Origin of the sequence: Kibdelosporangium banguiense (genome assembly GCF_017876405.1) — a bacterium.
Classification (GTDB): domain Bacteria; phylum Actinomycetota; class Actinomycetes; order Mycobacteriales; family Pseudonocardiaceae; genus Kibdelosporangium; species Kibdelosporangium banguiense.
The window spans coordinates 969,681-991,342 of record NZ_JAGINW010000001.1; the positions used below are offsets into that span (position 1 = coordinate 969,681).

21 protein-coding genes are annotated in these 21,662 nt (G+C 66.4%); 10 read left to right on the forward strand and 11 right to left on the reverse strand.

All coding sequences use genetic code 11. The features are described 5' to 3' along the window. Nucleotides 1–91 precede the first annotated feature (91 nt). Entirely contained in the window at nucleotides 92–604 is a 513-nt protein-coding gene (locus tag JOF56_RS04610; protein ID WP_209648001.1) for a PPA1309 family protein, read from the forward strand. Between the two features lie 494 nt (nucleotides 605–1,098). On the opposite strand, the gene JOF56_RS04615 is transcribed toward JOF56_RS04610, so the two are convergent. Continuing rightward, complete coding sequence (locus JOF56_RS04615; protein WP_307854919.1) at nucleotides 1,099–2,199, reverse strand: YlbL family protein; 1,101 nt, start codon at nucleotides 2,197–2,199, stop codon at nucleotides 1,099–1,101. Between the two features lie 44 nt (nucleotides 2,200–2,243). Between JOF56_RS04615 and JOF56_RS04620 the strand changes: the two genes are divergently transcribed. Then, nucleotides 2,244–3,557 (forward strand): zinc-dependent metalloprotease, encoded by a 1,314-nt coding sequence (locus JOF56_RS04620; protein WP_209634828.1) that lies wholly within the window; start codon nucleotides 2,244–2,246, stop codon nucleotides 3,555–3,557. Between the two features lie 72 nt (nucleotides 3,558–3,629). On the opposite strand, the gene JOF56_RS04625 is transcribed toward JOF56_RS04620, so the two are convergent. Continuing rightward, on the reverse strand, nucleotides 3,630–4,160 hold the full coding sequence (locus JOF56_RS04625; protein WP_307854920.1) for a M48 metallopeptidase family protein: 531 nt from the start codon (nucleotides 4,158–4,160) through the stop codon (nucleotides 3,630–3,632). A gap of 118 nt (nucleotides 4,161–4,278) precedes the next feature. On the opposite strand from JOF56_RS04625, the gene JOF56_RS04630 reads away from it, so the two are divergent. From JOF56_RS04630 to JOF56_RS04650, 5 genes are all read left to right on the forward strand, one after another. Then, nucleotides 4,279–5,280, forward strand: coding sequence for a ThiF family adenylyltransferase (locus JOF56_RS04630; protein ID WP_209634834.1), 1,002 nt, complete (start codon nucleotides 4,279–4,281; stop codon nucleotides 5,278–5,280). Between the two features lie 53 nt (nucleotides 5,281–5,333). Next, nucleotides 5,334–6,635 carry an ABC1 kinase family protein gene (locus tag JOF56_RS04635; RefSeq protein ID WP_209648003.1) on the forward strand — a complete coding sequence of 434 codons (1,302 nt, stop codon included), beginning with the start codon at nucleotides 5,334–5,336 and terminating at the stop codon, nucleotides 6,633–6,635. 101 nt (nucleotides 6,636–6,736) lie between these two features. Then, nucleotides 6,737–7,666, forward strand: a complete 930-nt coding sequence (locus JOF56_RS04640) for a hypothetical protein (protein WP_209634838.1) — start codon at nucleotides 6,737–6,739, stop codon at nucleotides 7,664–7,666. Between the two features lie 232 nt (nucleotides 7,667–7,898). Beyond that, the gene (locus tag JOF56_RS04645) at nucleotides 7,899–8,249 is read left to right on the forward strand and encodes a YciI family protein (protein ID WP_209634841.1); all 351 of its coding nucleotides are present in this window, start codon (nucleotides 7,899–7,901) and stop codon (nucleotides 8,247–8,249) included. Nucleotides 8,250–8,950: 701 nt separating this feature from the next. Continuing rightward, the gene (locus JOF56_RS04650; protein WP_209634844.1) at nucleotides 8,951–10,189 is read left to right on the forward strand and encodes a serine hydrolase domain-containing protein; all 1,239 of its coding nucleotides are present in this window, start codon (nucleotides 8,951–8,953) and stop codon (nucleotides 10,187–10,189) included. A gap of 287 nt (nucleotides 10,190–10,476) precedes the next feature. Here JOF56_RS04650 and JOF56_RS04655 read toward each other — a convergent pair whose 3' ends face one another. From JOF56_RS04655 to JOF56_RS04670, 4 genes are all read right to left on the reverse strand, one after another. Beyond that, nucleotides 10,477–11,358: a class I SAM-dependent methyltransferase gene (locus JOF56_RS04655; RefSeq protein WP_209634847.1), complete on the reverse strand. Its 882-nt coding sequence runs from the start codon at nucleotides 11,356–11,358 to the stop codon at nucleotides 10,477–10,479. A gap of 66 nt (nucleotides 11,359–11,424) precedes the next feature. Further along, on the reverse strand, nucleotides 11,425–11,631 hold the full coding sequence (locus JOF56_RS04660) for a hypothetical protein (protein WP_209634850.1): 207 nt from the start codon (nucleotides 11,629–11,631) through the stop codon (nucleotides 11,425–11,427). Next, entirely contained in the window at nucleotides 11,628–11,927 is a 300-nt protein-coding gene (locus JOF56_RS04665; protein ID WP_209634853.1) for a WhiB family transcriptional regulator, read from the reverse strand. The genes JOF56_RS04660 and JOF56_RS04665 overlap by 4 nt, the downstream gene beginning before the upstream one ends. Nucleotides 11,928–12,121: 194 nt before the next feature. Continuing rightward, complete coding sequence (locus JOF56_RS04670) at nucleotides 12,122–12,355, reverse strand: hypothetical protein (RefSeq protein ID WP_209634856.1); 234 nt, start codon at nucleotides 12,353–12,355, stop codon at nucleotides 12,122–12,124. Between the two features lie 347 nt (nucleotides 12,356–12,702). Between JOF56_RS04670 and JOF56_RS04675 the strand changes: the two genes are divergently transcribed. Continuing rightward, nucleotides 12,703–13,569, forward strand: a complete 867-nt coding sequence (locus JOF56_RS04675) for an aldo/keto reductase (RefSeq protein WP_209634858.1) — start codon at nucleotides 12,703–12,705, stop codon at nucleotides 13,567–13,569. A gap of 34 nt (nucleotides 13,570–13,603) precedes the next feature. Here JOF56_RS04675 and JOF56_RS04680 read toward each other — a convergent pair whose 3' ends face one another. Beyond that, complete coding sequence (locus JOF56_RS04680; RefSeq protein WP_209634861.1) at nucleotides 13,604–15,691, reverse strand: ATP-dependent DNA helicase UvrD2; 2,088 nt, start codon at nucleotides 15,689–15,691, stop codon at nucleotides 13,604–13,606. Nucleotides 15,692–15,798: 107 nt separating this feature from the next. On the opposite strand from JOF56_RS04680, the gene JOF56_RS04685 reads away from it, so the two are divergent. Further along, nucleotides 15,799–16,527 (forward strand): DUF4191 domain-containing protein, encoded by a 729-nt coding sequence (locus JOF56_RS04685; RefSeq protein ID WP_209634864.1) that lies wholly within the window; start codon nucleotides 15,799–15,801, stop codon nucleotides 16,525–16,527. On the opposite strand, the gene JOF56_RS04690 is transcribed toward JOF56_RS04685, so the two are convergent. Together JOF56_RS04690 and JOF56_RS04695 are read right to left on the reverse strand one after the other, a co-directional pair. Further along, nucleotides 16,524–18,524: a sensor histidine kinase gene (locus tag JOF56_RS04690; RefSeq protein ID WP_209634867.1), complete on the reverse strand. Its 2,001-nt coding sequence runs from the start codon at nucleotides 18,522–18,524 to the stop codon at nucleotides 16,524–16,526. The genes JOF56_RS04685 and JOF56_RS04690 overlap by 4 nt on opposite strands. Continuing rightward, nucleotides 18,521–18,994 carry an RDD family protein gene (locus JOF56_RS04695; protein ID WP_209634870.1) on the reverse strand — a complete coding sequence of 158 codons (474 nt, stop codon included), beginning with the start codon at nucleotides 18,992–18,994 and terminating at the stop codon, nucleotides 18,521–18,523. The genes JOF56_RS04690 and JOF56_RS04695 overlap by 4 nt, the downstream gene beginning before the upstream one ends. 185 nt (nucleotides 18,995–19,179) lie before the next feature. Between JOF56_RS04695 and glnA the strand changes: the two genes are divergently transcribed. Then, nucleotides 19,180–20,604 carry a type I glutamate--ammonia ligase gene (gene glnA / locus JOF56_RS04700; RefSeq protein WP_209634873.1) on the forward strand — a complete coding sequence of 475 codons (1,425 nt, stop codon included), beginning with the start codon at nucleotides 19,180–19,182 and terminating at the stop codon, nucleotides 20,602–20,604. 150 nt (nucleotides 20,605–20,754) lie between these two features. Here glnA and JOF56_RS04705 read toward each other — a convergent pair whose 3' ends face one another. After that, nucleotides 20,755–21,000 carry a hypothetical protein gene (locus JOF56_RS04705; protein WP_209634876.1) on the reverse strand — a complete coding sequence of 82 codons (246 nt, stop codon included), beginning with the start codon at nucleotides 20,998–21,000 and terminating at the stop codon, nucleotides 20,755–20,757. 35 nt (nucleotides 21,001–21,035) lie between these two features. Beyond that, a complete protein-coding gene (locus JOF56_RS04710; protein ID WP_372448363.1) occupies nucleotides 21,036–21,611 on the reverse strand; it encodes a DUF6880 family protein in 576 nt (191 codons plus the stop codon). Nucleotides 21,612–21,662: the final 51 nt, after the last annotated feature.

Below are 21,662 nucleotides of genomic sequence, written 5' to 3' on the forward strand. Positions count from 1 at the left end.
TGGCAGACAGCCACGCGCTCGACAGCTGTCCTAGATGTCCAACTCTACGGACGGTGTTCCGGTTCCCGTCACCGGATCGGTGAGTGCGACCATGTCGGTCGTGCCGAGCACTACAGATGACCTGCCAGCCGTGGCCAAAGAGGTAGAGCAGTTCGTGGACGCGGCGGGCTGGGACCAGCCACCGCAGCTCTTCGCCCTGGTAGCCACAGCCGAGCTGATGAAGATGCAGCCAGAACTGGCCGACCAGCTCGACCCGGCCTCGACCCTGACCCCGATAGCCCAGGATTCGTTGCCAGATGGTGACCTGGGCGAAGCCCTGGCCGGCATCATGTGGCCGGACGCGGTCCAAGGCTGCGCCCTGGTCCAGGAGATAGTCGTGCTCCCACCCGAAGCCGAAGCGGAAGTGGACGACGCAGAAGACGAAGAACACCTCCGTCAACTGGTGGCCGAGCACCCCGACCGCCAGGAAGCCCGCCTGGTGGCAGCCGTCCTCCGCAACGGCGGCGAGGCCTGCGTCATGCGCCTGCGCAACCACGACGACCTAGTCACCAGCCCAGACCTGGCCCCCAACCTCACGGCAGCTCTCCACGCCACCTTCTCCTGACCCCAGCGCCCCGCCTCGAGTGCGCGGTCCCAGTCCTCAAACTCGGCGGCACGCTGGCTGATCAGCCCCATCCCCTCAGCCACCAAGCCCCCGCTCCCAGCCCAGATACAGCTCGCCCAAAAACAGAGATCCCCGAACAAAGCCACCTCACCCCAAAGAGCCCTTCCCAAAGGTGAGCCGCCCCTCCCCGGAAAAGACTCAGCCCCACTCCAGGAAGAGCCTTCCCCAAACCCCCAAACGCAAAGCCGCCCCCGCCCAGCCCGCCCCTTACAAAAGAAGACAGCCCCCACCCTCACCGGGGGGCGTCCCTGGTCCAGTCTACCGGAAATGGGGTCTGAGCAGGGGTTTTCAAGGGGTGAGCCGGTGCGAGTGGGCCGTTCGCACCGGCTTCGCACGAGCGGGTGAAGTTCCATCTCAACGCTTGACAAGAACTTCTGGCGAAGGCCAGCACAACCCACAGCAGGGACTCAGCCAGGCCGCGAAAAGCCGGGAGTTCAGCAGCCGGGGACTGGGCGGCCGGCCTTGCGGTCCTCGAGGGCCTTGACCGCGCCCGGCAGGTTCTCGACCTTGATCAGTTGCAGGCCGGGTGGCGGGTCGGCTTTGGCCTCGGCGCAGTTCTCGGCGGGGACGAGGAATGTCTTGGCGCCGTCCTCGGCGGCCGCGACCAGTTTGAAGCCGATGCCACCGATCGGCCCGACGTTGCCTTTCACGTCGATCTCGCCGGTGCCGGCGATCGGCTGGCCGCCGGCGAGGTCGTCGGGTGTGAGCCGGTCGACGATCGCCAGCGAGAAGATCAGGCCGGCCGACGGGCCGCCGACATCCTGCAGGTGGATCGTGGTCTTGAACGGCACGTCCGCCCGGTCGACGCCGCGGATGCCCATGTAGCCCTGCTGCCGGTCGTCGGGCGCTTTGCCGAGCGTGACCGAGACTGTCCGGTCCTGCCCGTTGCGCTGCAGCACGACCTCGATGGCCTGTCCCGGCCGGGTGCTCTCGACCGCGGAGATCACGTCGTCCTGCTGCACGATCTGCTTGCCGTTCACGCGCAGCAGCCGATCGCCCGGCTCGATGATCTTGTCGGCGGGCGCGCCTGAGGTAACCTCGCTGACGACGACCTTCACCGGGTGGCCCAGGTATCGCAGTGCCGCCACTTCGGCGTCACTCTGCGAATCCTGAAACATTTTCACGTTTTGCTGCTGGACCTCGTCTTCGGTCTGGCCCGGCTTGATGTACTCCTCGCGCGGCGCGAGCGCGTACCGCCCGCTCACCCACAGTCCGAACGCGCTGAACAGAGTGACCTCACGCTTCAGCGACACGGTCGTCATCCGCAGCTGACCCGTGGTCGGGTACGTCTGCGTGCCTTCGACCTGCACGATCTCGGTCTTGTCGACCGAACCGAGGGTGTTGTAGGTCGGCCCAGGGCCGAGTGCGACGAACGGCACCGGCACGAACGCGCCGACCAGGCCGAGCGTGATGACGATCAGGAAGCTCAGCAGAACTGTCCAGCCGCGCCGCGACAGGTGCCAGCGTTCGTCCTTCGCCCGCTGTTCGGCGGCGGCGTCGGTCTCCTGTGTCGCCTCTTTGCTGGGAGTACTCACGAGGCAACAGCCTACGACTACGCCACCCCGCGTACCGTGGAGGTATGAACGAGTTCCCCTTCGGCTTCAATATGCCGGAGCCCGAGGACAAAGGTAAGAAGGACCCTGCCGAAAAGCAGCCGGGCGGTGGGCAGGAGAACCCGTTCGACGCGTTCAGCCAGCTCGGCCAGATGCTCAGCCAGCTCGGCCAGATGCTGACCCAGGCAGGCACATCGACCGGGCCGGTCAACTACGACCTGGCCAAACAGATCGCGATGCAGCGGCTCGCCGAGACCGAGCCGGCCGGCGCGGAGTCGCCGGAAGCGGTGGCCGACGCTGCCCGGCTGGCCGAGGTGTGGCTGGACGCCGCGACGATCCTGCCCGCCGGCGCGACATCGACCAAGTCGTGGACCGCGAAGGACTGGGTGGAGAAGACACTGCCGACCTGGCAGCGGTTGTGTGACCCGGTGGCCAGGCGGATGTCCGGGGCCTGGGTCGAGGCGATCCCCGCCGAGGCCAAGGAGGCCGCCGGTCCGCTGCTGTCGATGGTCAGCCAGATGGGCGGCATGGCGTTCGGTTCACAGCTCGGCAACGCGCTTGCCCAGCTCGGCGCCGAGGTGCTGACGTCGACCGACATCGGTCTGCCGCTCGGCCCGGAGGCCATCGGCGCTCTGCTTCCAGCGAACATCTCCAAGTTCAGCGACGGGCTGGAGCGTCCGGCGAGCGAGGTGCTCGTGTACCTCGCGGCGCGCGAGGCCGCGCACCAACGGCTGTTCGCTCACGTTCCGTGGCTGCGTCAGCGGTTGCTGGCCACCGTCGAAGAGTTCGCTCGTGGCATAACTGTGGACACCTCCGCTCTCGAGCAGTTGGCGACGCAGTTCGACCCGGCGAACCCGCAGTCGGTCGAGCAGGCCATGCAGTCCGGCATTCTCGAGCCGCAGACCACCCCTGAGCAGCAGGTCGCCCTCGCGCGCCTGGAGACCCTGCTCGCGCTGGTCGAGGGCTGGGTCGACGTGGTGGTCGCGGATGCGGTTGGCGACCGGTTGCCGGGTGCGGACGCGTTGCGCGAGACATTGCGTCGGCGGCGCGCTTCCGGCGGTCCCACTGAGCAGACCTTCGCCACGCTTGTCGGCCTTGAGCTACGGCCTCGTCGCTTGCGTGCCGCGTCGGCGTTGTGGCGTCTGGTCGGCGACAAGCACGGCATCGACGCGCGTGACGGCGTGTGGGCACACCCGGATCTCGTGCCGACGGCCGCGGACCTGGACGACCCGATGGAGTTCGCCGACCGCATCGGAGCGACCTCGGACGTCGACCCGATCGCCGAACTTCAGCGCACCGAGCAAGCCGAGCGCGAGCAGAAGAACGACGACGACAAGTAGATCTTTCAGGAGGGTGAGGGCCGCCTCGGCGCAGCCGAGGCGGCCCTCACGCCGTTCTCTCCCGTTCTCTCGCTAGTCCTCGGCCATCGGTCCGGAACCCGCCGCCGAGGCCAGGCCCTCGAGATACCCGATGGCCCGCTCGGTCCGCGGATAACGCTGTACCAGGCCCCAGAACTCCTGATCGTGTCCTGGGACGAGCAGGTGCGCCAGCTCATGCACCAGCACGTAGTCCAATACCCATGACGGCACCTCACGCAGGCGCTCGCTGACGCGGATAGTCCGGTCAACGGGCGTGCAAGATGCCCAACGCGTGCGCATGGGTGGCACCCAGCGAACGCTCAGCGGCACTGCTTCGCCGCCTAAATGCCGGTCCGAGAGCTCGTTGCACCTATCGAGCAGCGCGCTGTCCGACGTCCGCGCAGGCGAGCGGCGGCGGGACTCGCTACGCAACAGGCGCCGTTGCATCTCGGCGACCCAATGCGCTTCTTCCTTCTTGGTCATCCGAGCTGGGAGCAGGACGATGAGAGCGTCCCCCTCCCGGTACGCGGTGACTGTCCGAGTACGCCGCTTGCTGCGACGTACTTCGACGACTGGTTCGGCCACCCGACAACCGTACGACCACCCACCGACAATTTGGGACTCGCCAGGAGGGTGACCTTCACCCACAGCCCCCTGTGGACAAACGTTTGGTTCGTCGCGCATCCCTTGCGAGCCTTGAGGTATGTCACATCGTGGAAGCTCACTGCCACGCCGGCCGAGGTTGCTGGCGGGGCTGCCGGTACTGCGCCGCGGCGACGACGAGATCCAGCTCGGCCTGGATCCGCGGCACGCTGTGGTGATCGAAGGAGTAACCAGAACAGTTGCGGAGAGTGTTCGAAGACTGGACGGCCAGGTTCAGGCCAGGCAGCTGCTGGAGCGCACCCCGGAGGAGGAGCGGCCGGCCCTGGCCGGGCTGCTGCGGGAACTGCACGATCTTGGCCTGATCGACGACGCGGCGCGCTCCAAAGTGCCGGGGAGGCTGGCTGCCGACGCTTCCGCGTGGGCGTTGCGGACCGGGCACCGACCGGGCCAATTGGCCACAGCACGCAAGGAGTCGTCGGTTCTGGTGCATGGTTCGGGGCGGCTCGGGATCGCCGTCGCGACGTTGCTCGCGTCAGCCGGCATCGGGGCAGTCGAGGTCCAGGCCGACGGTCTCGTCGCGCCCGAGGACACAGGATCCGGCTATCGCGATGAGGATGTCGGCAAACCCCGGCGCGACATCGCCCAGTCGATCTTGGGCAACGCCAGGGTTTCGCGTCCGGATTTGGTAGTTCTGACCGATTCGATGGTGCCCGCGCCCGAGGTCGTCACTCGGTTGCTCTCGGATTCAGTTCCGCACTTGGGCGTGCGGGCTCGTGAGGGCATCGGGATCGTCGGGCCGTTCGTGGTCCCCGGCCGCAGCAGCTGTCTCAGCTGTGCCGATCTTCATCGCGCGGACCGTGACAGTGGCTGGACAACTGTTGCGGCGCAGCTGGTCGGACAGGTCCAACCAGCAGGCCTGACCTGCGCACATGCCACAGCGGCGCTCGCCGCGGAGCAGGTGATGCGGGCGTTGGCATGGCTGAGCGGCGGCGACAGTCAGCCGCCGGCGTGGAACACGACCATGGAGCTTGATCCCTTCCATGGCAGGCTGGACCGGCGATCTTGGCCGCCGCATCCGCACTGCTCGTGCGGTGCCCATTAGCGAAATTGCTGCGGAAATGGCGATCCACAGGGGAGAATCAGCTAGTGAACGAGATGCCGCGCAAGACCGTAGCCCGCACGGCTCGGCTCGCCAGCCTCCCGTTAGGTGTCGCCGGACGTGTTGTCGGCGGCTGGGGGAAAAGGCTCGTCGGCCACGACGCCGCCGAGGTCAGCGCACAGATGTCCGCGAAAACGGCGGAGCAGTTGTTCGCGGTCCTCGGGCAGCTCAAGGGCGGCGCGATGAAGTTCGGCCAGGCGCTGTCGGTGTTCGAGGCCGCGGTGCCGGACGAAATGGCCGCGCCCTATCGCGAAGCCCTGACAAAACTGCAGGCAGCAGCGCCGCCGATGAGCACACGCGCCACCCACCGGATGCTCGCCGAGCAGCTGGGCAGGTCCTGGCGGAGCCGGTTCTCGCAGTTCGACGACGATCCGGCCGCGTCCGCGAGCATCGGCCAGGTGCACCGCGCGGTCTGGCACGACGGCAGGCCGGTGGCGGTCAAGGTGCAGTACCCAGGCGCAGACGAGGCATTGATGTCCGATCTACGCCAATTATCCCGTTTTAGCCGATTGTTCCAGGCGCTGGTTCCGGGCACGGAAATCAAACCGCTGCTGGCCGAATTGACCGCCCGGATGACCGAGGAGCTGGATTACCGCCAGGAGGCCGACAACCAGCGCACGGTGGCCACGGCGTACGACGGCGACGAGCACTTCCTCGTGCCCAAGGTGGTCGCCAGCGCGCCGAAGGTCCTGGTCAGTGAATGGGTCTCCGGCATGCCGCTGGCCAAGATCATCCGCGAGGGCGACAAGCAACTGCGCGACAAGGCCGGGTACCTGCTGGCCGAGTTCCACTACTCGGCACCGGCCAAGGCAGGCCTGCTGCACGCCGATCCGCACCCGGGCAACTTCATGCTGGCCGAGGACGGCCGGATGTGCGTGATCGACTTCGGTGGCGTGGCAAGGCTGTCCGAAGGGCTGCCCGCCCCGCTGGGGCGGCTGATGCGGTTCGCGATGGAAGACGACTCCGACAGCCTGTTCGAGACGCTGCGCGCCGAGGGTTTCGTGCGACCGGGGACGCAGGTCCCGGCCGAGCACGTGCACGCCTATCTGGCTCCGTTCGTGGAGCCGTTGTTGTCCGAGAAGTTCCACTTCACCAGGAAATGGATGCAGAGGCAGGCTGAGCGTGTCGGTGACCTGGGCGGACAGGACTTCCGCACCGGCCGATCGCTGAACCTGCCGCCCCAATATCTGCTGATCCATCGTGTGCTGGCCGGCTCGACCGGCATTCTCTGCCAGCTGGACGCGGAATTGCCCGCCCGGGAGATAGTGGAGCGCTGGCAACCAGGATTCGTGGCCTGACCAGGGCATCTCAGAACGAACGGCCCACCGGTACGACCAAGTTGTCCACAGCCCGGGCCGGCCCTCTTTCCGGAATCCCGCCAGATCCGCAAGATCGAAGCATGACCGGAACACCAGCCCTGGAACAACATCCCAGCAACCCGTTCGTCGACGGTGTCGTCCGGCGAAGTGACATGGTCGCGGCCGGGCACTCGAACTATTCGCTGGCGACCCGATGCCGGCCTGGCGGACCGTGGCAGCCGATCCTGCCCGGAATCCTGCTCCTGGCCAACAGCCCGCCCAACAGGCGGCAACGGCTGAAAGCCGCCGTGCTCTACGCGAGGAACGAAGCCGTGATCACGGGCTCCGAGGCCCTGCGTGAGCACGACCTGATCCTCACCGACACAACCGAAGTAAGCATTCTGATCCCCGACAACCGGCGGTTGTCCGCCCGCGGCTACGTGCGAGTGGAACGCACATCAAGAATGCCGAAACCCGTAATCCTCAATGGTTTGCCATTCGCCCCGCCACATCGCGCGGCCGTCGACGCGGCGCGCCACAGCCGCGATCCAACCGATCAGCGAATGCTTCTCTTCTCCCCCGTCCATGCCGGGCTGTGCTCACTCGACGACATCCGCACCGAACTGAAAGCCTGCTCCCAACGCGGCACAGCAGCACTACGGCCATTGCTCGACGAATCTGCGACTCCAGTGCTGACAAGCACAGTCCACCAAGGCTGGGCCAAGCGCGTCATCAACCAGGCGCCGGTACCCAATCCCGAATGGAACGTCCCGGTCTACAACGGCTCCGGCAAACCCCTGGGCGTTGCCGACGCCTGGTGGGACGAGGTCGCCCTCGCCTGGGATTTCGACAACCAGCGTGACGACGGCGCCGACCGCCGGGAAGAACGCTTCACCAAAGCCGGTCTCGTACTGGTCCGGACATCACTGCCCGAACTGCGCGGCAACCCCGAAGACGTGGTCCGCGAACTCACCCTCGGTTTCCTTCACGCCGCCAGCCGTCCCCGCCCGAAAGTGCAGGCCCACCGATGACCTCCCCCATTCCAGTCGAATCCACCTTCGCCTCGGTCAACCCCGCCCTGCGCACACCGTGCCCCAAACCGGGCCCCGTCCCCGGCAAAGATCAATTCCGCCCGGCCGGCGAATCCCCCGCTGACCCCGCAGCCGGAAAAATCTTCGTACCCGGCTGACGCCAGGTGTCGATATGCGACGGGCACGTTCGTGTAGACGGTGACAGACCGACTTCAACCAGGAGGAACAAACCATGAAGCAGTACTTGCTCAGCATCTACCAGCCGGACGGCGACCCGCCGCCCCCGGAGGTACTGGAGCCGATCATGCAGGAACTGGACAAAGTGAACACCGAACTGAGGGAGGCCGGAGCCTGGGTCTTCGCAGGCGGCCTGCACCCACCGACCACAGCCACAGTCCTGCACAGCAAGGACGGCGAAGTGCTCACGACCGACGGCCCGTACATCGAAGGCAAGGAACACATCGGCGGATTCACCGTCATCCAGGCCGAAGACCTCGACGCCGCCCTGGAATGGGGCCGGAAGATCGCGAAAGCCATCGGCCTGCCCATCGAATGCCGCCCCATGCACTACGGAACCTGTTAGCACCACACTTCGACGTCCAGCTTCCCCACCGGAGCAGCCAACACAGGTACAGGTGCCCGGGACCTGTACCTACCGAAACCCACAGCCAACACCAGGCAATGGGGGCAACGCACCGGCTTCGGCAAGACGATCCACAAGCACGGGAGCGAGGTCGCCTACTGAACCGGCTGCATGACAACGACCCTGGCCTGACAGCCAGCCATTCCAGGATCCGGTCGTGCGGCACCGCAGTCGCGTCGCCTGCGACTGAGACAACGCCTGGTGGCTGGACACCGGCGGGTCGGATCATCTGGACCGCGAGGTGATCGACGTTTTCGGCTGCCTCTGCCGAGCGGAGAGTGCCGCCTTCGCCGGGTAAAGCCAACCGAGCGGCACCACATTCGTTGGTGGGCGACTGGATCCAGCTTCAGCCGATCATCGCGTGGAAAGTCCGACGTGGGGCATGGCCAGGCGACTTCGCAGGGAAACGACTCCGCCCTGGACACCATTGCGGCTCACAGGTGAACACACGCCCACGATTCCAAAATGTCCACTTAGGCCTGAGTTCGCCTCGCCAGCGTGCGGACATCACCACGCGAATCCCCGCTCGGTGGGTCACCTTGCCTCGGTGAGCTGCGCTTTTCTCCTAGGAGACACCATGTCAGTTGCGGTGTCAGTGCTGTGACTGTTCGACGTCAGGGTAGGAGGTGATCGTTACCGCCATGACCAGTTCAGCGATGACCAGCGGTACCAAGAACAGCAAGGGCCGGATGCCTCAGGCCTTCCGGCGGGTTGGAGTGGCGGCGGTGGCAGTCACGCTGTTGGCCGGCGTAGCCGCACCCGGGGTGGCAACCGCAGCCGACACTGAGGTCGGGCGGGATCGTCCAGAATTGCAAGAGGCCATGCAGGCGTTTGTGGATTCCGGTTCCACCGGGGTGCAGCTGCGCGTGCACGATCAGCGGGGCGAGTGGGCCGGCAGCGCAGGGGTGCGCAAGCTGGGTGAGGCCGCGAAGCCGCCGACAAATGGGCGGTTCCGGGTGGGCAGTGTCACCAAGACCTTCACCGCGACCGTCGTGCTGCAGCTGGTGGCCGAGGGCACGCTCGGACTGGACTCCACGGTGGCCGGCTACCTGCCCCAATTCGGGTTGGATCGGCGGATCACGGTACGGATGTTGTTGCAGCACACCAGCGGTGTGTTCAACCACACCGGCGATTTCGACGCGGACGGGAAGTACGTACCGGGGGTCCTGTGGCGGGACAAGGAATGGGTGAACTATCGGTTCCACACCTACGAGCCGGAGGAGCTGGTACGGCTGGCGTTGTCCAAGCCGGCGAAGTTCGAGCCAGGGACGAACTGGAGCTACTCCAATACCAACTACGTGCTGGCCAGGCTGCTGATCGAGAAGGTCACGGGCCACTCGTACGCCGAGGAGATGCAGCGGCGGATCCTGCGGCCGCTCGGATTATCGGGCACCGTGGCACCGACCACTCAGTCGGAGATCCCCGGGCCGCACGCCCATGCCTACTACCGGTACGAGGAGGCCGGCCAGCAGAAGACGGTCGACGTCAGCCGCCAGAATCCCTCCTGGATCTCCAGCGGCGGTGACATGATCTCGACCACTCAGGATCTCCACAAGTTCTTCTCCGCGCTGCAAGGCGGCAGGCTCCTCCCGGCTGCGCTGCTGGCCGAAATGCGCACGCCGCACCCGAAGAGCGGCGACTACCGCTACGGCCTCGGACTGTTCGTGCAGGACTTGAGCTGCGGTGTCACCGTTCTCCAGCACAACGGCGGCGTCCAGGGTTACGGGACGCTGATGTACAGCACGCCCGACGGCAGCAAGACCCTGACCGCCTCCGTGAACTATGTGGACGATGTGCCGATGTCCGTGGCAGGGACCTTCCCGAAGAATGTGCAGAGGCTCATCGACGTGGAGTTCTGCGGAGGCCAACCCATGGACTGAGGCAACCGGGCGATCGAGTTCCGAACTGTTGGTCCAGTCCGGTTGGACTGGGACTCACCAATACTCTTCGGGGAGTTTGCCTTCGATGTCGCGGACGTGGGTCCGGGCGCAGGTGGGGCAGAGCCAGGTTGTGCGGCCGCTGGTTCGCTCGCTGACCCATGCGAGGGCGTCCAGTGGTGTTGCCTTCGCTTTGGATCGGCCGCATCTGGAGCACGTCGCATCACCCACAGCTCGAAGATAGAACATGTGCAGCGCAGCGGCTTGCGGTGAATGCGTGGCGGGCCGGATCAGGTGCGTCGGCCCAGGTTGACGGTGTCGGAGGCGAGATAGAAGAGGTCGTCACGGGCGCCGATGAACACCGGGTCGGCTGGGTCCAGCAGACGGGTGAGGGCGATCCGGTCGTCCTCGGGCAGCCAGTCTTCGCTGACGTGGGCCAGGAAACCCAGCCAGCCGACCACGGCTGTCCGGACGTCGTCGGACACGGGCGCGGGATGGTCGACCAGATAGCTGAAGGACGTGACATCGGACAAGCCGGCGTCAGTGAGCGAACGGGTCCAGCCCACGGTGAGCCGTATCGAACCGGGCATGTCCGCGCGCATCTTGGCGAACCAGGCCTTGCGGGCGGCCTGCAGCCGGTCGATCAGGCCGGGCTCGCCGACGCCCAGGTCCCAGGGCAGACATTGGGTTCCGAGGCCGCCCTCAGCCAGGGCGAGCCAGCCACCCGGCGCAAGCAGGCGCGCCAACCGGTTGACGCCTTCCTGTTGATCCCGGAGGTGATGTACGACGAACGACGCCCACACCAGGTCCGCCGCGGGGACTTGGTCCGGCAACGTATCGCTGGCCGCGTCCGCCAGCACACTGTCCACTTTGACTGTCTCACCTGGACCAGCCAGGGTTGCGCGGACGTGTTCGCCTGCGGCGTCAAGGAGTTCGGGCACAGCATCGACCAGGATTACTCGGCCACCACCGTGGGCCCGCAGAGCCAGAGCGAGCTGCGCGGCCATTCCGCCTGCACCGGAACCAATATCGACAATAGTCGCGCCGGGGGCGAGCATGGCGACCAGGCGATCGGCCGCGGTCCTGTGCGCCTCGGCGCGGATCTCGTCGCTGCGCCGGAGGTCGCTGAGCCGGGAAACCCAGTCGTAGTCGTCATGAGTGTGCGAGCTCATGGCTCAACTTAACCGAAAAGGGGCGGGTGCCCGTCCGAAGACGAGCACCCGCCGGCAAGGTTCGCTTTACAGCGAGGATGCGACCTGGTCGGCGCGCTTGGCCGCCCACTTCGACACCCGGTTCCACCGCTTCGCGGCGGTCAGACGGCGGACCAGTCGCAGCTTGCTCGCTGCCTGTTCCGCCTCGCGCATTCGAGCACGCGCGAGATCTTCATAAAGCAACATCGTGCTGTCTCCCTTGGGAACTGCCGTGTAGTAGGTGCGCGAGGTCATGCCGCCGCCCCCTGGGTGCTCGCCGTGACGGTCGCGTCCTTACGCGGACGGCCACGTGGCCGCTTCCGCGCGATGACGACACCGCGCTCGAAGATCTCGCCACCCCAGACGCCCCACGGCTCGTGCCGTGCGACTGCTCCGGCCAGGCACTCGGCCCGGACTGGGCAGCTACCGCAGAGCTGCTTCGCCCGCTCCAGGTCGGTCGGGGCCTCTGCGAACCAGAGGTCAGGGTTGGTGGCGGACCGGCAAGGCAGGTCCAATCCAGCCAGGGGTGCGGCGTCGAGCAGGCCAGTCATTCCCGCCTCCGCCAAGTCGATGGGGTTGTCCAGTGATCTGTCCTCAGTTCGAGGGACAGCTATCGGAGACATCTGGTGGAGCTCCTGTCAGGTTGTGTGTGGTGTGCTGTTTTTCCTGGTGGGCAACAAAAAACACAGAGGCCGCGGATCCGTTTCCGGGTCCGCGGCCTCTGTGAGCCTGGTGGGGTCCTGACTTAGGTCAGGCCCTGCTCTCCTGCGCGGACAGGAATGTACGGAAAATCGCCAGTGACGGTCAGGACCGTGGGCACACTGGTCCCCTGGGCGGTGATCTGCTTGGGCGCGACAATGGCGCCACCTCGCAGCCGGTTCGCGGTCATTGGCTCGACTGCACGCCATTCGGCATGCGCCTTGGAGCCTTTCGACGACGGGAGGCCGGGGGTGCCACAGATGATTGTGTAGAGCTTCATCGTCCACTCCCCCCTTCTCGACCGTCGCCTCCGCTGGAGGCTGAAAACCTTCGGGCCTTCTCGCCCGGCTACTGCAGGTTATTAGTGGTGCAGGTACCGCCGCAACAGGTTTTTGACAGAATCTGGTGACGCCGGTCACACTACCGCCCGATTGGGCGACATAAGCCGTCAACCAGGGCGTTTACCGTTGCCAACCGGTCACAGCGCGTCCTGCCGGCCTTCACCAAGATCGGGAATGAACGGCCGGAGCCACGGTTGGACTATCAAGGACCGCCAGTCGAGCAGGCCACACGAACCTCGACCCTGACGGGACACCTCGTAAATCGAACTGCTGGAAAGGACACCCAGTGCCGACGACCGCTCAGCCCGCCCAAGCTGCCGGAACGTTCCTCCTCGGCGGCGACCTGCCCGTCAACCGCATGGGTTACGGCACCATGCAGTTGCCTGGACCAGGCGTGTGGGGTGACCCCAAAGACCCTGACGAGGCCGTGCGAGTCCTGCGCCGCGCCGTCGAACTGGGCGTGAATTTCTTCGACACCGCCGACTCCTACGGTCCGGTCGTCGCCGAGCAACTGCTCAAGACCGCTCTGCACCCGTATGCGGACGGCCTGGTCATCGCGACAAAAGCCGGCTTGAGCCGCCAGGGTCCAGGCAAGTGGTGGCCGATCGGCCGGCCGGAATACCTGCGCCAGCAGGCCGAGCTGAGCCTGCGCAACCTGGGCCTGGACCGCATCGACCTGTTCCAGCTGCACCGGATCGATCCGCAGGTCCCGCTCGAGGACCAGGTCGGCACTCTGAAACAACTGCAGGACGAGGGCAAGATCCGGCACATCGGACTGAGCGAGGTCAGTGTCGCCGAGGTCCAGGCGGCACAGAAAGTCGCGACGATCGTGTCCGTGCAGAACCTGTACAACCTGTCCAAGCGAACCGCCGAAGAGCTGCTGGACTTCTCCACCAGCAACAACATCGGCTTCATCCCGTGGTTCCCGCTGGCCACCGGCGCACTCGCGGCGGGCGACGGCCCGCTCGCCACGCTGGCCAAGGAACACGACGCGTCGCCGTCTCAGCTGGCACTGGCCTGGCTGCTCAGGCGCTCCCCCGTCATGCTGCCGATCCCGGGGACATCGAGCGTCGCGCACCTGGAGGACAACGTCCGCGCTGCCGAAATCGAGCTGAGCGACGAAGAGTTCGACACCCTCACCAAAGCCGTCTGAGACCGAGGCCGCCCGCTCGGGGCGGCCTCACTCCCTAAGGCGAGGTCTGCGGAGCTCCATCCCGGACAAGGGCCAGCACGTCTCCGCCGAAGCGGTCGAGTTTGGAGGCGCCGATCCCGGAGATCGAGACCAGGCCGGCCGTGTCCGTCGGGCGTTGTTCGGCGATCGCCACGAGCGTCGCGTCAGTGAAGACCACATAGGCCGGCACCTTCAGCTCCTTGGCCCGGGTACTGCGCCAGTCCCGCAACCGGCCGAGCAGGTCCTGGTCGATGTCGGACGGGCAGTCCTTGCAACGGCCGAGTTTCACCGGCACGGTCCCGACCAGCGCGCCACCACAGATCCGGCAGGTGAGCTTGGTGGCCGACGGCTTGCCATGGCTTTGGCTCCGCGCCACCCGGGCTGCTGGGTGATCATCAGGAACCAAGCCGTACAGGAAACGACTGCGCCGACGATGCCTGCGACCGCCAGGCGACCGGGAAAGCGCCCACGACATCCACAAGTGCTCACGGGCGCGAGTCACACCGACATACAGCAGCCGCCGTTCCTCCTCTATCGCCGCGTCGTCACCGTCGGCGAACTGAATCGGCATCGTGCCGTCCACGAGCCCGATCAGGAAAACCGCATCCCACTCCAAGCCCTTCGACGCATGCAACGACGCCAACGTGACGCCCTCGACCGTCGGCGGATGCTGCGCCGCGGCACGCATCTCCAGCTCACCGACGAATCGCGACAGATCGGCGCCCTCAACCGTGGCGGCGAGTTCCTCCGCCAGCTCGACCAAGGCCAGAAGCGACTCCCAACGCTCCCGGGCGGACCCACCTGTCGGCGGCTCTTCCGTCAGGCCCAGGCGATGCAGCAACGCCCGCACCACATCCGGCAGCTCGCCCGAAGGCGGATCGGCACTCGCCCCACGCAAGGCCATCACGGCCTGCCGGATCTCCTGCCGCTCGAAGAACCGCTCGCCGCCCCGCACGAGATACGGGATCCCGATCTCGGTCAGCGCCTGCTCATACAGCTCCGACTGCGCGTTCACCCGGTACAGCACCGCGATCTCACTCAGCGACGTGCCCGCGTCGACCAGGTCCTTGATTCGCTGGGCGACGGCTGCCGCCTCGGCTGGCTCGTCGTCATACTCGGCGAACCGCGGCGGCGGACCGGCCGGTCGCTGGCCGATCAGCTTGAGGCGCGATCCCGCGGGCCGGTCACGAGCCGCGGAAATAACCTGGTTGGCCAGCGAGACCACCTGCGGAGTCGACCGGTAGTCACGCTCCAGCCGCACCACGGCCGCCTCCGGAAAGCGCCTGGTGAACTCCAGCAACGGTCGCGGCGAGGCACCGGCGAAGGAATAGATCGTCTGGTTCGCGTCGCCGACCACCGTGAGATCGTCGCGCGCGCCGAGCCAGCCGCTCAGCACGCGTTGCTGCAGCGGCGTGACGTCCTGGTACTCGTCCACAACAAAACAGCGGTAGCGCTCGCGGAACTCCTCGGCGACCTGGGGATGGTCCTCCAGCACCGCGGCCGTGTGCAGCAGGAGATCCTCGAAGTCGAGCAGCTTGTGCTGGTTCTTGAGCTTCTCGTAGCCCTGGTAGACCGCGACGACCTGCTGCGCCTGCACCGGTGGCTGACGGTTACGACGGCGGACCGCTTCGGGATAGTCGTCCGGAGCGATCAACGACGACTTCGACCACTCGATCTCGGCGGCCAGGTCCCGCAGCACCTCGACCTCGGTCGGCGCGCCCACCCGATGCGCCGCCTGGCCGACCAGGCGGATCTTGCCGTCGATCAGCTCCCAGGGCGCGTCCCCGACCACTCTCGGCCAGAAGTAGCGCAGCTGCCGCAGCGCGGCACTGTGGAACGTACGCGCCTGCGCGGCGGTGATTCCCAAGGCGCGCAACCGGGTCCGCATCTCCCCGGCCGCGCGGTTGGTGAACGTGACCGCGAGCACCTGGCCTGCGGCGACGTGTCCGGTGTGGACGAGGTAGGCGATCCGGTGGGTGATCGTTCTGGTCTTACCGGTGCCCGCGCCGGCGAGTACGCACACCGGTCCGCGCGGGGCCTGCACTGCCGCACGCTGCTCCGGATCCAGGCCCTCCAGGAGGTTCTTTTCTGCTTCGCCGACCATGATTTCATCCTGACAGAGAGCCACTCCCCTTCGTCAACGCGCCAACGGGGGTGTGTCGGTGCGAACGGCCCGTTCGTACGGTTTCCCCTGGCCGTATCCTGGTATTCATGGCTGGTAAGCAGGACAAGGAAGCCCTCAAGGCGGCGAAGGCCCAACGCAAGGCCGAGTCGAAGGCCAAGCGCAGCCAGATCTGGCAGGCCTTCAAGATGCAGCGCAAGGAAGACCCTTGGCTGATCCCCTGGATGCTCGGCGTCTTCCTGCTGGTGACGGGCGTTATCTTCCTGCTCGGCGCGTGGTGGGGCATCGAGTGGATGGCGCTGCCGGTCGGCATCATGTTCGGTGTGCTCGGCGCTGTGATCGTGTTCGGCCGCCGCGTGCAGAAGAACGTGTTCAGCAAGGCCGACGGCCAGCCCGGCGCGGGTGCGTGGGCGCTGGAGAACCTGAAGCGTGGCTGGCGCGTGACGCCGACCGTGGCCGCGACGACGCAACTCGACGCGGTCCACCGCGTGCTGGGCCGTCCGGGCATCGTGCTTGTCGCCGAAGGCGCGCCGCACCGCGTGAAGGCACTGCTCGCGCAGGAGAAGAAGCGCGTCGCGCGACTCGTCGGCGACACACCGATCTACGACATGATCATCGGCAACGAGGAAGGCCAGGTCCCGCTGGCCAAGCTGCAGTCCAAGCTGATGAAGCTGCCCCGCAACCTCGGCCCCAAGCAGGTCGACACACTGGAGAAGCGGCTGTCGGCGCTGGCCAGCCGGGGCGCGGCCATGCCCAAGGGCCCGATGCCGCAGGGCGCCAAGATGCGCAACATCCAGCGCACGATCCGCCGCCGCTAACGCCGCTTGGCGATCGGCAGGACCGCTCGGACGATCGATCCGTGCTCAGTCGTGCGGCAGGAGAACTCACCAGCTATCTCCTGCGCACGCTGGGCCATGAACTTCAGGCCCATCCCGCGGCTGCTCGCGTCCTCTGGCAGCCCGACGCCGTCGTCCCGGACCTCCACGACGACACCGTGATCGTTGATCGCCAGGCTCACGGACGCGGACGTCGCCTGTGCGTGCTTCACGACGTTGGTCAACGCTTCGGCAACGATCCGGTACGCCGCCATCTCCACGGACTGGGACAACGCGGAGACATCGTCCGGCAGTCTCGCCTCCACCTTGAGCGTCGGGCCGGACAGGAACACCGAGAGCTCTCGCAGCGCTCCGACCAGGCCAAGCGTGTCCAGTTCCGGCGGCCGGAGCCGGTAGGCGACCCTGCGCACAATCCCCAACGCGTCCTGGATTGCAGTCACAGCACGATCCATCAGGTCGAGAACAGGCGCGTTGTCCGGCAGCTTCGCGCGCACCGCGTCGAGTTGAAGCCGGATGCCCGCAAGCGTCGGCCCCACATCGTCATGCAGATCGCGCGACAGCCGTAGCCGTTCCTCTTCGCGTGCGGTGACCAACTGCTCCCGGCTGCGCAGCAGCTCCTCGTCCAACCGCAACGCCGCGACCACCGGCGCCACTTGGTCAGCCAACGAAGCGAGCGCCTGAACAAGCATTTCGTCCAGATGCGTGCGGCCTTCAGGCGGCGCGACGAGTAAACGGCCCACGATCGTGCCCCGGTGCCACAAGTCGAATGTGACCGGCTCGGCGTCATCTTTGCAGGTCCGGACCTCGGCCAGGGTCCGCACACCATCCGCGGTCTCCAGCTCCAGCCGGGCGAACCGCAGGTGCAGCGAGTTGACGACCTCCTCGCACACCGCCGCAGGCACCTCGGACACCTCAAGCCGGTCACGCATCCGTTGTCCCAGGCCAGTCACGGCCTCCGCGATGTCGACGCGACGGCCCCACGCGACCTGCCGGACCCACCGCGTGAGCAGCAGCCCGAACGGGAAGATCGCGGCGCCCACCAGCCCCGCCTCGAACACGGTGTCGATCGGGATGATGAACGACAGAACGGCATACAGGCCCAGGTAGCAGGCAAGCAGACTGCTCGCGACAGCGACCACGACGACCGCACGGCGTACCGCAAGATCCAAGTCGTACAAACGATCTCTCGTCACCGCGACCGCCACGGCCATCGGTATCAAGGCCGCCGCGAGCACCTCAAGGATGTGGTGCACGACCTGCGGCATCGGCACGATCTCCCGCAGCACCGCCTGCGCGGCGCCGAACAGCAGGACCCACAGCAGCAAGGAGAGCCGTCGCGCCTGCACACCGGTCGCCTTGCGCCAGCGGAACGCCAGCCCGATCAAGGCGACCACGGTCGCGGCGATCAGAATCACCTCACCCGTGCTGACCAGCGCGTTCGCCAGGCCCTGCAGCTCCGGCACGGCAGCCGGATTGGTGACGGTGTACCTGGCGCCGTAGTTGCCTTCGGACAGTTCCAGGCCGACGGTGTAGAGCACGATGCCGATCGACGCGAACGCGACCGCCCACCACCAGCGGCGGCTGGGCAGCCGGCCTTCCGGGTAGATCAACGGCAACAGCGTCGCGATGGCCCAGATCGGCGGCGCCCACAGGGCGTGCTGGATCGGCATCAGCACCTGGACGACCGGATGATCAGGCGAGTCGAACGCACCGACGAGCGCGGTCATCAACGCGACAACGCCGTCCCACGCCGCGATCGCGACCAGCGCCCAGCCGACGCCGTTGCCGGGCTTCCGCCAGGTCACGAGCATGCCCATAGCGGCGTAGAAGATCGCGATCTCGACGTCCAGCGGCATCGCAGCGTACCCGGAGTAGCCCCACAGGTTCCCCGCCTCGGTGACCACCGCCGCGGCGACCCCGCTGGCCAGCCCCAGAACCCCGAGGCCGGCGGCGATCGCGGCCTTGACGCGGCCGGTCAACGGGTGCGCACCACCACCGTGCCGAGCAGCTTGTCGTGCAGTCCCCGGCGGTCGGCGTCCCAGATCGCGGCGGGAATGATCAGCGCGACCAGCAGTGTCCGCGGCACTGCCCGGATCACCCCGACCATGGGGTGGTCCCCCAGCCGGGCCACCCGGATGCCGAAGACCTTCATGCCGGGGGTGAACCCGAAGAAGGACACCGCGATGACGGTGATCAGGAACCAGGCCAGCAGGCTCCAGTTGCGGGGCAGCTCAGGTGCGGTGAACAGACCCGCGACCAGCCCGGCCAGAACAGCGTCGATCAGTAGGGCGAGCGCGCGCACGCCGGTCCCGGCCACCGAGCCGGGCCCGTCCTTCGGCAGCCCGAGACGTTCCCCCGGGTAACTCTGCGCGGGTCGGTCGCCGGCGTCCTCGCCGGGCTCGAGCGCGGCGCGGGGCCCGGACAACCACGATCCGGTCCACCTTGTCACCCCTCCAGAGTAGAACCACGTCACAATCCAGTGTCCAACGGTCGACATTTCCGGCATTGCGAGGCTCGTTAACATCGGCGAAACATCCGGGTGACGGTCGGGCAACACCACGCTCATAGCTTCACGACGCATAGCGGAAGTGGCGCGCCCGTCGGCGCCAAGCACTGAGTAAGGAGCCTACGAGCGTGTTCAATAGCCCCGACGAGGTCTTGCGCTTCATCAAAGACGAACAGGTTCGCTTCGTTGACGTCCGGTTCTGCGACCTGCCGGGCATCATGCAGCACTTCACCGTCCCGGCGGAGTCCTTCGACGCGTCGGCGTTCGAGGACGGACTGGCCTTCGACGGGTCTTCGGTTCGTGGCTTCCAGTCGATCCACGAGTCGGACATGCTGCTGCTGCCGGACCCCTACACGGCGCGACTCGACCCGTTCCGGGTGGAGAAGACCCTGGTCCTGAACTTCTTCGTGCACGACCCGTTCACCCGTGAGGCCTACAGCCGCGACCCGCGCAACATCGCGCGCAAGGCGGAGCTGTACCTGGCCGAGTCCGGTATCGCGGACACCGCCTACTTCGGTGCCGAAGCCGAGTTCTACATCTTCGACTCGGTGCGCTTCGACAACGCCGAGAACGGCGCCTTCTACGAGATCGACTCCGTCGAGGGCTGGTGGAACACCGGCACCGACGAAGAAGGCGGAAACCGCGGCTACAAGACGAAGTACAAGGGCGGCTACTTCCCGGTGTCGCCGGTCGACCACTTCGCCGACCTGCGCGACCAGATGACCCTGAACCTGATCGACTCGGGCTTCACCGTCGAGCGCGGTCACCACGAGGTGGGCACCGCAGGCCAGGCAGAGATCAACTACAAGTTCAACACACTGCTGCACGCGGCCGACGACCTGCAGTTGTTCAAGTACATCATCAAGAACACCGCCTGGCACGCGAACAAGAGCGTCACCTTCATGCCGAAGCCCCTCTTCGGCGACAACGGCTCCGGCATGCACTGCCACCAGTCGTTGTGGAAGGAAGGCGAGCCGCTGTTCCACGACGAGTCCGGCTACGCAGGCCTCTCGGACGTGGCCCGGCACTACATCGGCGGCATCCTGCACCACGCCCCGTCGCTGCTGGCCTTCACCAACCCGACCGTGAACTCGTACCACCGCCTGGTGCCCGGCTACGAAGCCCCGGTCAGCCTGGTCTACTCACAGCGCAACCGTTCGGCCTGCGTCCGCATCCCGATCACCGGCAACAACCCGAAGGCCAAGCGCATCGAGTTCCGTTGCCCCGACTCCTCCGGAAACCCCTACCTGGCCTTCTCAGCGATGGTCATGGCCGGCCTCGACGGCATCAAGAACAAGATCGAACCGGCCGCCCCCATCGACAAGGACCTCTACGAGCTCCCGCCCGAGGAGGCCAAGAACGTCAAGCAGGTCCCCGCAGACCTCGGCACAGTCCTCGACACCCTCGAGGCCGACCACGACTATCTGCTCGAGGGTGGCGTCTTCACGCCAGACGTGATCGACACCTGGATCTCCTTCAAGCGCGAGAACGAGATCGACCCGCTGCGTCTGCGTCCGCACCCGTATGAGTTCGCCCTCTACTACGACGTCTGATCAGGCGCCGTAGGTCCGTGTAGACACAGGCCGGGTGGTCGAGTGACTTTCCTCGACCACCCGGCCTGAGCATTTACGCCCCTCTCAGTGGGCAGGCGCCAGTTTCCCTTCTGAGGCCAGCTCACGAGCCGCCGCGAGAAAGTGCCCGGCTTACTGCCGTCGTATGCCGGAGCGCCACTGCCAGTAGGCGATACCGACGTATAGCAACACGAGCCACGCGGAGAGGACGACTGTGCGGATGACGGGCGCTGAGGGATCGGCCCAGAGGTACTGAAGGGTCACGGCCGCGCCCACTCCGACGATGACGCCTAGGAGGCTGCGTAGTGCGCGAGGTCCTCTGATGAGCCAATGCCAGAAGCCGCCCTGGGTGTAGGTCATCCGAGGCGGGGTGGTCATCACGTCTTCATCGTTGTGGGTGTTGGGCGCCGGCGTCAATGAGACGGCAGGTCCATCGAGGAGCGCACCGGCTCCGTAAGTTCGGCGAGTTGTTCCATCAGGTAGGTGATGGCGGATCTGCGCCTGTCGTAGCCATAACGTTTCTTCGAGGGTAGCGCCTGCCATGCCTGCTCAACCAACTCTTGGTAGCGGGCCAAACCAGCTGGCCCGAGTATTGGTTCGTAGTCCGGCAGGACGGTCCGGAATACCTCGTAGTCGCTGGTCAGGGCGCGTTTGACCAGCATCTCTGCCAGTGCTGTCGGGTTGGGCGGGCTGGCTGCGCATGCGTTCAGGTGGATTTCCTGGGCTCTGCTCATGGCCCCGCCCAGGCCGCTGCGGGAATCGTCGAGCATTCCGGTCGCGCTTTCCAGCAGGTCCAGCGCATATTCGGCCAGCTCGGCGGCCACGCCAGGGAGGTCCGCATCGACCAGTTCGGCCACTGCGTCCAGTGCTTCGTGCACGTCTTCGAAATACGGGTATGTCGCTCGGTAGTCCACGTAGTGGCTGATCTTGATTGTCGATTCGAGGCGGGCTCGCAGTGCATGCTCGTCGCGGGCGGGCCTGCTGCGAATTCGAGGCGGGCTCGGAGGCGTGGATCATTCTTTGCCGCGGACAGCAGGTGG